The sequence below is a fragment of the Pseudomonas sp. HY13-MNA-CIBAN-0226 genome (genome assembly GCF_040310305.1).
Lineage (GTDB): Bacteria > Pseudomonadota > Gammaproteobacteria > Pseudomonadales > Pseudomonadaceae > Aquipseudomonas > Aquipseudomonas gregormendelii.
Window position 1 is genome coordinate 66,116 of record NZ_JBEOPS010000014.1, and the last position, 11,937, is coordinate 78,052.

At 63.1% G+C, this 11,937-nt stretch carries 7 protein-coding genes; 2 read left to right on the top strand and 5 right to left on the bottom strand.

All coding sequences use genetic code 11. The annotated features are described in order from the left end of the window. Positions 1-4: 4 nt before the first annotated feature. From AAEZ05_RS16695 to AAEZ05_RS16715, 5 genes are all read right to left on the bottom strand, one after another. Positions 5-625, bottom strand: coding sequence for an SCO family protein (locus AAEZ05_RS16695; protein WP_045058826.1), 621 nt, complete (start codon positions 623-625; stop codon positions 5-7). After that, positions 622-1,278 carry an SCO family protein gene (locus AAEZ05_RS16700; RefSeq protein ID WP_350648120.1) on the bottom strand — a complete coding sequence of 219 codons (657 nt, stop codon included), beginning with the start codon at positions 1,276-1,278 and terminating at the stop codon, positions 622-624. Before AAEZ05_RS16700 ends, AAEZ05_RS16695 begins: the two co-directional genes overlap by 4 nt. 13 nt (positions 1,279-1,291) lie before the next feature. Then, positions 1,292-3,322 (bottom strand): YncE family protein, encoded by a 2,031-nt coding sequence (locus AAEZ05_RS16705; RefSeq protein ID WP_082069150.1) that lies wholly within the window; start codon positions 3,320-3,322, stop codon positions 1,292-1,294. Between the two features lie 116 nt (positions 3,323-3,438). Next, the gene (gene mnxG, locus AAEZ05_RS16710) at positions 3,439-9,273 is read right to left on the bottom strand and encodes a manganese-oxidizing multicopper oxidase MnxG (protein ID WP_350648230.1); all 5,835 of its coding nucleotides are present in this window, start codon (positions 9,271-9,273) and stop codon (positions 3,439-3,441) included. 203 nt (positions 9,274-9,476) lie between these two features. Further along, complete coding sequence (locus AAEZ05_RS16715; protein WP_209012927.1) at positions 9,477-10,088, bottom strand: lytic transglycosylase domain-containing protein; 612 nt, start codon at positions 10,086-10,088, stop codon at positions 9,477-9,479. Positions 10,089-10,280: 192 nt separating this feature from the next. Between AAEZ05_RS16715 and gspG the strand changes: the two genes are divergently transcribed. Beyond that, positions 10,281-10,730 carry a type II secretion system major pseudopilin GspG gene (gene gspG / locus AAEZ05_RS16720; protein ID WP_045058832.1) on the top strand — a complete coding sequence of 150 codons (450 nt, stop codon included), beginning with the start codon at positions 10,281-10,283 and terminating at the stop codon, positions 10,728-10,730. A gap of 14 nt (positions 10,731-10,744) precedes the next feature. Then, complete coding sequence (locus tag AAEZ05_RS16725; RefSeq protein WP_045058829.1) at positions 10,745-11,932, top strand: type II secretion system F family protein; 1,188 nt, start codon at positions 10,745-10,747, stop codon at positions 11,930-11,932. Positions 11,933-11,937: the final 5 nt, after the last annotated feature.

Sequence of the window (11,937 nt, forward strand, 5' to 3'; positions counted from 1 at the left end):
GCGCTCAACGGCCGACCAGGGGCATTGTCAGCAACTGCAAGCGCTGGGCAATGGCGGCGGCCGGGGCATCGGGGCGGATCTTGCTCCAGCGCTTGTTGGCCACGTCACCGACGATCAGCTGCGTGGAATGCTGTTCCGGGGTGGGCACGATCTGGCCGATGCGCCCCAGTACCAGGTCCATCTGGGCCTTGTCGCCCGTCAGAAAAAGCCAGTGGGGGTCTTCTACCCCTTGTTTCAAGGTGTAAGCCTTGAGTACCGCCGGGGTGTCCCGCAGCGGATCACTGGTAAGGGAGATAAAGGTGATGCCCTCCGCCTTGTCGCCCAGGACCTCGCGAACTTCCTTGAGTTTTTGGGTGATCAGCGGACAGGCATCATTGCAACTGGTGAAAATCACGTTGAGCAGCACTACCCGGTTTTGCAGCGCATCGCTGTAGAACCGCAGGGTCTGGCCATTCTGGTCCTGCAACGGGGTGTCGGTGAACCAGGTTTTGGCGTCGCGCGTGCCGCTGGCCGGTTGCGCGGCGGGGGTGGCAGGTGCGGGCTCCTGGTGGCCCTCATGGGCGAGCGCCAGCGAACTGAAAATGCCCAGGCACAGGCTCAAGGCAATGCGGTTGAAAGTCCTCATGGGTGCTGCTCCATGGCGATGGCGGTGTGTTTGGCGTGGGCATTACGTTCGCCGCTGAGTTTTTCCACTTCGCGGGTGAGCACGGCCGGGTCGGTGAAACCGTAGTAGCGGGTCCAGTGCCGGCTGTTGCCATCGCCCACCAGAATCAGCGGCGCGTGGCTTTTCAAGTCGCCATTGAACGTGCCCAGGCCCTTGAGGGTTTCGGCGACCGACTGGGTCGAGCCGGTGAGCCAGCTCCAGCCGGGGCCGTTCTGGAACGAGCGGGCGTACTCATTCAGCCGCTTGGCATCGTCGCGTTGCGGGTCGATGCTGATCGACACCAGCTGCACCTCGGTGCCGACCCGCGCGCCGAGTTGCTTCTGCACCTTGCCCATGATCGACGACACCACCGGACAAACCGTGGTGCAACTGGTGTAGATGAAACTCATGACCACGATCTTGTTGCTCACCAGGTCTGGTTCCAGGCGCACTGCTTTGCCGGTCTGATCCACCAGGGCGACGTCGGCGAACTTCACCTGGGCACTTTCAGAGGTAGCACTTTTGGCGGGCATGTCATGGCCGGCGTGTTCATCCGCCGAGTGGGCCATGGCCTGGCCGATACCGGCAGCCAGCAGGCCCAACGTCAGCAGTGTGCAGGGTACGAATCGATTCATGTCCATATCCTCTTCAGTGTGCAGCGCCCGGGACTACCCGGACGCTGGCAAAGGTCTTGTCGTCAAAACTCGCGCCTAGGGATGCCGCACGCACGTGCAGGTACCAGGCGCCGCTCTGGTCGAGGGTTACCGGTGCTTCGTACACGCCGTTGCCCACTTCAAGCGCCGCTACGGTCTGGGTCTTGGATGACGGCGCGCGGAAGTAGCGCACTTTCACGTCCTTGACCCCGCTGCGCTCGGTCTTCTGCTTGCCCTGAACGATACGAAAGCGCACGACATAGGAGTCGCCCAGGTCGGCGGTGGATTTATCGAGCATGAATTCCACTTTGGGCACGCCAGCGTGCCGGGCAACCTTGTCGTTGGGCTCTACCAGCGCGGTGAAGCAGTGGATGATGTTCGGCTGGTTGAGCAGGAAGGCCACGTCGAAACGACCAGCAAGCGGCAGTTTGATGCGTGCGCTGTAAAGCCCCGGTTCGTCCTCGCGCAGGCTGCGATTGATGACCAGCGCCGCCCGTGCCACCTGCCCGCGATTGGGGTAGCCGGACATCGGCGCGTTCATGCCTTCGGCGTAGAAGTAGGTGGTGTTGTCGACCGGGTTGACCACGAACACTGCGTTGTCATCGCGCGACACCGCCAGGCTCGACGCCAGTGGCAGGTCGCCCGCCAGGCGCGGAGCCTGGGGGCCGGCTTCGAAACCTTGGGTGATCGGCTTGCGACCCTCGCCCAGGGAAGCCAGGTTGATCATGGTGACCTTGGCCGAGGCCAGGCCGCGAATGTAGGCGTAGGCCTTGGTGAACACCACCTGGAACGGTTCGGCGGAAACGTCCAGGTCATGGATCAGCGAGTTGGTCGCTGCGTCGATCACCGAGGCCTGGTTCTCCAGGGTATTGAGTACGATGGCGAAGCGTCCATCGCTGCTGAACCCCATCGGGCCCAGGCCCTGCTTGAGCTGGATCACCCGGCGCACGGCCAGGCTGGCGCTGTCGATGACCGTGACCGTGCCGTCCTTGCCGTCGGCGACATACACCGCCTGGGACAACGGCGAGTAGGCCACGGACAACGGGTGCGAACCGGTCTTGAGCTGCTTGCTGAGGGTCAGGGTGGCAATGTCGATGATGCTTACGGTGCCGTCATCGCGGTTGCTGACGAAAGCCTGGCGGCTGTCCTTGCTGAAGGCGATTTCGTGGTGCCCGGCGCCGGTGGCCAGGTGCTTGAGCGGTTTCAGGCTGCGTGCGTCGATCACCGTCACGCCGGACTCCTCGGCGCTCTTGGCGTTGTTGCCGACCCACAGCAGGCGCTCATCGGGCTGCAGCGCCACGCGCACCGGGTTGCTGCCGGCGGCGACCGAGTCGATCACCTTGAATTGCTCGCTGTCGATCACGGCGACTTCGCCGGCCGTGGGCATCGAGACGAACACTCGTTTATTGTCCTTCGGGGTGACCCAGTCCATCGGTGGTTGTTTGATGTCGATGCGCGCCATGGTGCTGGTGATGCCCCCCACCGAGACCGAGGGATCGACCACCATGACGCTGGCATCGCGGTTCATCACCAACAGGAAGTAGCTGTTGAGGTCAAGCAAGGGCCGTGCGCCGATGCTCGATTTGAGGAACACCCCGACCCGGGATTTGCAGCTGCGTTCGCGGCCCTGGGCCTTGTCCGCCGCCACGGTTTCCGGGTCGAGCCAGGCCCCCGGGGCCACGCCGGCCAGGGGTTGGCCGGAAGCGCTGTCGGTGATCCGGAATCGCACGTCGGCAAATTCACCTTCGCGCAGCACACCGTCTGCGGCCAAGGGGCGAACCTGCATTGCCACCGACACGCCGTCACGTTCGAGGATCTGCTGGCCGTCTTTAGCAGTGCTAGCCGCGACCGGACTCTGGCTGGCGGGCTGAGCCGCCTTGGCGGGCGGACTGGCGTTGGCAGACCAGGTATTTGGCAGCGCGATCTGGCTGAGCATGTCTGGCGGCATGGTCTTCCACACCCCCAGCCACACCAGCGCCACCCCGACAACCAATGCACCTGCGATGACCTTGATGTTCCTGTTCATTCCACTCTCCCCTTACAGATCTGTGCCTGCCTGTGCACTGTTGCTCTTGCTTATGCAGCGGACCCACCCTGGTGTTGAGGGTGTGGCCCATGACTCCATCGCGAGCAAGCTCGCTCCTACTGGGCTGGCGGCGCCGGTTCCGGTTCGTTGGTCACCCGCAGCAATCCCCACAAGCCGGAGGTATTGCCGTAGGCGCCGTAGTCGCGGTACAGGTAGTCACCCGGTATGGCGTTACTGCCCCCGGCACTTGGGTGCATGAAGCTGAAGTGCGCGGCCGGCAGGATGCTTTCCCGGGCGCCGATGTACATCGACATCGGGTTGTAGCCGAACCGCACCGAACCCACGCCCGGGGTACCCATCGGATAGCCACCGGTATCGCTCTTCTCCGACTGGAACGGGTTGACCGACCACACGTGGCCATCCAGCTGAAAGGTCGTGCCACGGCTGCCACCGGTTGGCAACAGGATGTGCGTACGGAACGGTTGCCCCGGTTTTGCATAGAGCACCGGTGTCTGTGGATCGCCGCCGATCAGCGCATTGCTGTAGGCCATGTGCGCGTTAGGCACGTCGCCGTAGCCGGCACCACCGGCGTGACCGAAGGGTGCATCCGGCGCCAGCCCGAAGCGGAACCACAGCGGCTCGGCCTTGTAGTTGATGGCCATGCTCGAGTTGTCCTGCGGATCGTTCGGCACCCCGAACCCTTCGGCCGCAATGCCTTCCACCGGCCGACCGTTGGCCCAGCGCATGTTCAAGGCTTTCTGCCAGACCATCGCAAAGTCGCGGTATACCGCCTGCCCTGGCGCCGTAACCGTGGCGTTGGTCTTGCGGGCGTCTTCGACCCAGGTCGCGCCGATCGGCAGGATGGACATTGCCCCACCCAGGCCTTTCTGCCCTTGCTTGATCACGTCCGCCGGGGTGATGTTCAGGCCGCCGAACTCCACCGCCGTAGCGTTGATGTTGTCGACACTACGACCCAGTTGCGTCACCGGCTTGCCCTCACGCTCCAGATGCCCGGCGTAGTACTGGTAGGTACGAGTCGGGTAGGCCCCGGTATTGCCGACCCGTGGTGGCACGGTCTGGATCGGGTTGGCGCCGACGTTGACACCGTCGGACTTGGTGATGTCGTACGCCAGCAGCTGGGCATGCAGGCCTACATGGCTGGACGGCCGAATCAGGTTGTTGCTGAAGATGGTCGAGCCCTGGCCACTGTTGCGATCGCGCTTGACCAGGCCTTGCACCGCAGCAGTCTGCGTCAGGTCGGGCATGACCAGCGGCAGGCGGTTCTCCAGGGTGACGTTGATGCAGTCACCCGCCGCAGCACGCAATACCAGCGGCTCTACCGGAACGCCGGGTTTGAGCTTGCCGGTGTTCGGGTCGAGGTCGGACTTGCGCACGTACAGGATGGCGGTCGGATCATGCAGCGGCCCGCTTTGCCCGCCGATGGTGATGGTTTCGCCATCTTCAGGATCGGTCACCGTGACCTGCGGGATGTTGACCGTCCGCGAGTTGAACACCAGGGTGCCGCCCGCCGGATTCAACGGCCCGCCGACGTGCTGGCCGAGGCCGGCAGGATCGCCGATGGTCAGGTTCAACGGGTTGCGCAGGATGTCATTGGCCAGCGCCGCGACCACTTCATAGTTGCGTTGCACGGTCGGCCGGGTGCCGATGCCGCTGGGGTTGGCGCTGATCCGTGGGCAGGAACCTTCGTAGGCCACGGTGTTGCGCATGCCCGCCGGTTTCGGGTTGTTCGGCAAGGCGAACAGGTCGCTGCGCTGGGCGGTGTAGTTGCGCATAACACCCCAGATACCGTTCCAGTAACCCTCGATGGAGGCATCCATGGAGTACAGGTAGTCACCCGTGGTCGCCGCCGAACTGGAGAGTATCGATACCGGTGCGTTGAAACCCATCTGCTCGGAGATGCCGACCATTTGCGAGGCGCGCCAGCCGGAGTTGGAGCTCATGCCGAAGCCGGAACCGCTCTGCAGCCATTTCACCCCGTGCAGGGTCACGTTGTGCTCCTCCTCATGGCCACCGGCATGCAGGCGCAGCCGTACGTTGTCACCGGTATAGGTGCGCAACATCGGGGTGAACGGGTCGCCAGGTTCGGCGCCGCCACGGTTGATGTGCGGTGGGAACAGCGTGGTGCCGCCGGTTGGGCCGGTCGCCGAGGTGACCAGGTTGGGCGCCAGGTTCATCGCAGCGATGGCACGGTCGGTACGGCTTTGCATGGCGTACGCGAGGTCGCCCCCCAGGCCGTCCGCCTGCATGCCGCGCTTACCGTCAGGGCCGAGTTTGTTCGGGTCATACACCCGCAACGCCAATGGCTCGTTGCGATAGTTGACGACGAACATGCCTGGGTCATCCACCGAGATTGCCTGCGGACACGGCCGGGTCGGGCAGCCTGGGACCATGCCGCCCTGCACTTCGATGATGCCGTCCAGCAGGTTGCTGGCGTTGTTGCGCACAGGCGGGTTGATGGCGTAGCGGAAGCTGTCCGCAGTGGCCGGGAACGCCGTCGGGTTGGGCACGCCATTGGGGCCGGCGCCCACGTACACACCGGCTTCATAGGCGTGCTGGAAGTCGCTGTACTCAAGGAAGAACTCGCGGAAACTGTCGTTCTTGCCGTCGCCATCCAGGTCGCCGGTGGACACCACTGCTTGCCACGAAGTCGGCCCGCCGTCTTGCCGAGCGCCGCTGTACAGCTGCTCGCCGGTCTCGGCGTGGAACCAGGTGGAGCCGGCAGGTTCAGCCAGCACGGTGGCGTACAGGCCAATCTGTTGGTGAGTCGATGGGCCGAGGTGGTCGTGGGTGAAGATGGTCCCCAGGCCACGGTCGACGCCTTTGGTATTAACCACCGGATCGACGAACCAGCGCTGCATTGCCGTCCGTGCACCGACCCAGTCCGCCCGACCGTATTGACCGAAGAACGGATGGTTCTTGGCTTTCGGGCAGGCCGGCGTGCCGTCACGCGGATCGGCGCCCAGGCACTGGTTGAATTCGCGAATGGCGTGGATACGCTCCTGCACGGCGCCTGGGGAGAGCACGCCATCTTCGTAGTTCCAGCCGTTGGCCGAGCCGTCGGCCGCCGTCAGGTCCCATTTCGGCAGGTGGATATGCTGGCCGATCACGTCGGTTGGGGTGCGCACCTGATAATCGTCCATCTCATAGGTGGCCGGCACCAGGTTGGTTTGCTGGTACTGCACGCAGTCGAACGTGTTCATGCGCATTACCAGAGGCTCTGGTGGCCGCTGCTTGGTGATCACCGGCCAGGCGTCTTCCCACAGGGCCAGAATGCGCGCTTGCGGGAAGTGGTAACCGACCTTGTTGTACACCGCATCGAACTGGATGTTCGCGGCTTTGTAGACCCTTGGACGGTCGGCAGTGAAGGTCGACGAACCGGTGTAGGACATGCCGTCGATACGCTCGCCGCTGGCAAACTCGCCAGTACCGGCGCTGCTGGTCAGGCGTTTTTGCCGGTCGTCCATGCAGGGTTCGTAATAAGGCGCGCCGGCAATGGGCAAGGCGCCATTGGTGCGGAAGGCTCGCGCCACGATCTGGTTGCCTGGCAGCAACGCGTAGCTTGGGTGGTCTTTCTTGGCATGGAAGGCCATCGCTGCCTGTTCCACCTCAGTGCCCTCTTCCGGCATGTAGATGGGTTTGGCGCGGGTCACTTCCTTGGAGAAATCCAGCGAGGTGGTGATGGTGTTTGCTTCACCGCCAGCAGAAAAGCCGTCCAGCGAATGCCGGCCCAGGCCGCCATCCCAGCCACCGGATTGCGCCGGGTCGAGGTTGGCCCACAGTGAATTGCCGCTGGTTTTCAAGGCCTGGGCCTTGGCTGCATCAAGCATGTCCAGGGGTGGGGTCGGTGGGCGTTGGCCGACCGACGTTTCCATGCCGCCGATCCAGAATGGGTAGCCAGGGTTTTTCAGGCTGCCATCGGCATTGCGGTTGGCTTCGCTGCGATCCACCAGGGCCAGCGAACCGATGGCCTGGGCACCACCGGTGCCACCTTGGTGGTCATCATCGTCGTCTTCTTCATCGTCATCGTCGTGACCGGCCACCAGGGTTTCACCGATTTTCGGCACGACCGCGACCTTGCCTGGCATCGGCGCCATAGCCTTGCCGGGCAGCGGCACTACCGCTGGAATCGGGGTACCGGCGATGATCTCGCCATCAGGCAGGGCCCGGGCACCCGCCGCGGGTTTACCGCTACGCAGGGCATAGGGTTCGCTGTGGTAACCGTCGTCGCCTTGTTGCGAGACTTCGAGTTTGGTGCCTTCTTCAAACACGTCATGCACCCGCCACATGGCCCACATGCCCTGGGCAAAGTGCGGGTAGAAGTGGCAGTGATAGATCGCATCGCCGGCCACGCGGTTGCGGTTGCCCGAACCACCGTTGGCGATTTCATAGGTGTAGCCGGCGCCCGGGCCGATGCCCTGGGCATCCACGTAGTCGGAGTTGTCGTCATTGGGGTTGAACAGCCACTGGTGCCCGTGCAGGTGGAAAATGTGCTGCTCGTGACCGTTGTGGGTGTTGCGGAATTTCACGAAGTCGCCGATGTAGCTGTGGTTGACGTTGGACGGCTCAGACGGGTATAGCGCCATGGTGGCCTTGACCCCGATCTGGTCGGCGCGCGGGGTTTCCCCGGGACGAATGTTTTCCAGGCCGGCGTTGGCCGGCACATCCACCAGCATCGCCACGTCGCCGACGGTGTGCGAGCTGAGGAAGAACTCTTCGTAGGCGCAGGACAGGCAATCGTGCATCGGCCCGACGCCCAGGCGGTTGGCGACCACTTCGGCGCCCATGCCGCCGGAGCCATAGTTGATCATGAACGAATCGCGGGTCGGTTCCAGCACGTGGGCCATCACCGGGTCTGCCCAGTAAGCGGGGAATGCCTGGGTGGCCGCGGTTTCATCCTGGAATTGCGAGGCGAAATCGCGGAACGGTTCCAGCCGGTTGGGCAGCGCCGGGTTGCGTTTGCCAATGGCTTCCAGGGGATAGGTCGAAGGCGGGAAGCTGCCGTCGGCGTTGCTGCCCATGACGATCGCGTCACTCTCGCTGGAAATGATTTCGCTGCCGTCGACCATATTGATAATCGGCGTGCCGGCCTTGCCTTCACGGATCCACGGCTCGCGCTGCGGGTAGCGTGCCTGGTAATCAACGATCGGTTGTCCGGTCGGTGTACGCCCGGTGCTGGCCAGGCGCATCTCTTCTTCCGTCACGGTGTTGCGATAGGAGCGGCCGCCCTTGGGCACTACCACCACTTCGCCGAACAGGCCATTGGCGACGTTACCGGCAGCGCCTTCACCACCGAAGGTGGCGCCACGGCTGCTGGCGGCGAAAGCGCCTTCGCGTTCGGCATACAAGGTATAGGAGCGGCTTGCGCCGGGGGCGACCAGGGTGTTGGCATTGCGGCCGGTATAGGAGGAAATGTCGTCGATACTGTTAACCGCCTGCATGCCGTTAACCTGGAAGCCGACATGGCGGTCCGTGACCTGCTCGTCGACCTTGAAGTCATCGACTGCACCAATTTCAACTTCGCCTTCGATTTCCCCTTCTTCTTCCTCCCCGCCGTCATGACTGCCGGGGTTGGCTTGATAAGCCAGCAGGTTCTGCAGGTTGATGGTCAGGCAATCACCGGCTGCCACGCGCAGCACCAGGGGCCGCGGACGCTTGTCGGGCCGCAGCGAGACCTTGCCTGGCACTGCCGTGCCACCCTGGGCCAGTGATCTGTTGTGGTCGTCGACCACATCGCGGCGCAGGGCGAACATCATGCCGTTGACGTTCTGTGCGCCGAGTCGGTTGAACATCAGCGGCTGGTCCAGCGCCACGACGTTTGCCACCAGATTGCGCTCGCAGCGCAGAGCGGCCTGGGCCGCTTCCAGGCCGAACATCGGCACCAGAAACAGCAGCAGATTAAGCAGGTGATGAGCGTTGGGTTTGCCGGTCATGATCACGGGCCTCGGTGGGGTGCTCATTGGGAATACGTCTCGTCAAAAATCACTTCAGCAATCGCCATGCCATAAAACTTTTTGTTATTTTTCAGAAGGTTATACGGACGATTTGATAAGTCGGGGGAAATCCCCCACCCATTCCCCGGTTTGCGGGTTAACCGATGCCTGTCGGTTTTCCCCACAATTGGGGAATCCCCCAATCACAGCGGAGCATCCACGGCCAGCCCCTGCAGACGCCGGTATTGGCGCAGGACGCTGGGCACATAGCGCTGGGTTTCGGCGAACGGCGGGATCACTCCGCCACGGCTGATCACTGCCTGTGGCCCGGCGTTGTAGGCCGCCACGGCGAGGGCGATGTCGTTGTCAAACAGGGTCATCAGGCGCTTGAGGTATTTGGCCCCGCCCTGAATGTTCGCCTTGGGGTCGTAGACATCCTTCACCCCCAGCTCCCGGGCGGTGTCGGGCATCAACTGCATCAACCCGCCCGCGCCTTTGGGCGAGGTGGCGCCGGAGTTGTAGCTGGACTCGGCCTGGATCACCGCATGCAACAGCGCCGCCGGTAACTGGTTGGCCGTGGCCGCTGCCGACACCAGTTCGGCATAGGGCCGCGCGGCAACCATCTGCGGCTGCTGGTCGAGGCTGACCTGGGCCACCTCAGGCTCACGGATCACCCGTTCATAGTGGCGGCCGGGACGGTGGACGTTGGACAGGACGTAGCTGCCCTTGGCGTCGACGGAAATGAACACATCGGCGTGCGCGAACCCGGCCAGCAACAGCACGCCCAGCAGTCCCGCAGTGAATGACTTGATCATTGGTACCTCCCCTGACCTGCCCCGAAAAATGGGGGTAATGCCCCAATGACAAGTCGTGAACCAGACGTACGCAAGCACCGTGCCGTAACTGTAAAGCCCCTTATTACGGGGGTTGCAGGGCAATGACCGAGCCTGTGCATGGCAATTGCATAAGGCTTTCGCGCGACCCTTCCGTCTATGTGTGAGGTCATCATGAAACAGCGTCAGTGCTGTATTGCGCGTAGCTATATCCCCCGAGCTCAGCGCGGGTTCACCCTGCTCGAATTGCTTGTGGTGCTGGTGGTGCTTGGCCTGTTGGCCGGCATCGTCGCGCCGAAGTACTTTGCCCAGCTCGGCCGCTCGGAAGTGAAAGTGGCCAAGGCGCAGATTGAAGGCCTGGGCAAGGCGCTGGACTTGTACCGCCTGGAGGTCGGGCATTACCCCTCGACCGAACAAGGCTTGCAGGCGCTGGTGACCGCGCCCAGCGATGAAACCCGCTGGACCGGCCCCTACCTGCAGAAAAAACTGCCCCAGGATCCGTGGGGACGTAATTACAACTACCGCTACCCCGGGGAAAACGGCGAGTACGACCTGCTGTCCATGGGCAAGGACGGCCAACCTGGCGGCGAAGGCGAAAACGCCGAAGTCACCAGTTGGCAATGACGGGAGTGGCGACCATGCGGTTTCATCTCAAGGCAGTGGGAAAGGCCGGCGTCGTGTCGGTGACCGTCGAGGCCCAGGGCGACAGCGAGGCGCGGCGCATGGTCGAGGACCAGGGCTTGCGCGTCGTCAGCCTGCAGGCCGACCGGCGCTGGCAAGCGCTGCGCCTGCACAAACGCGAAACCTTCAACCTGGTGTTGTTCAGCCAGGAGCTGACCACGCTGCTCAATGCCGGCCTGCCACTGATCGATGCACTGGAAAGCCTGGCGGAAAAAGAAAACGCGCCCCAGGCCCGCAAAACCTTGAGCGAGCTGGTGCGCTTGCTGTACGAGGGCAAATCCTTCTCCCAGGCATTGGGCCAGTTGTCTGCGGTTTTCCCGCCTCTCTACGTCGCCTTGGTACAGTCCAGCGAGAAGACCGGCGCCGTGGGTGATGCACTGGGTCGGTATGTCAGCTATCGCCAGCGCATGGACGAGGTTCGCCAGAAGATCGTCAGCGCTTCGATCTACCCTATGCTATTGCTGGTGGTAGGAGGTGGCGTGGTGTTATTCCTGATGGGCTACGTGGTGCCGCGCTTCAGCCTGGTGTTCGAGGGGCTGGGGTCGAACCTGCCGTGGTTGTCCCAGGTGCTGATGAGTTGCGGGATGTTCCTGCATGCGCATCAGGGTGAATTTTTCGGTGCCCTGGTGGCCATCGTCGTCGCCCTCGCCTTTCTCCAGCGCCAGCCGGCCTTTCGTCGTGGCGTCGATCGCGTGATCGAACGACTGCCGGCGGTTCATCAACGTATTTTCATGTACGAACTGGCACGCTTCTACCGCTCCCTGGGCATTCTGCTGCAGGGCGGTATCCCGCTGGTCACCGCCATGGGCATGGTCCGCGGCCTGCTCACCGTGCCCTCCCGCGTACGCCTGGACCAGGCCTGCGAACGGGTACGCGAGGGTCAATCGCTGTCCGCCGCGCTGGAGCTCAATCACCTGGTGACACCCGTGTCCCTGCGCTTGCTGCGTGCAGGCGAACAGTCCGGCAACCTCGGGCAGATGATGGAACGCAGCGCCGACTTCTATGACGAAGAAATCAGCCGCTGGATCGAATGGTTTGTACGTCTGTTCGAACCGCTGCTCATGACGTTCATTGGCCTGTTGATCGGGGTGATCGTGATCCTGATGTACATCCCCATCTTCGAACTGGCCTCGAGTATTCACTGATACAC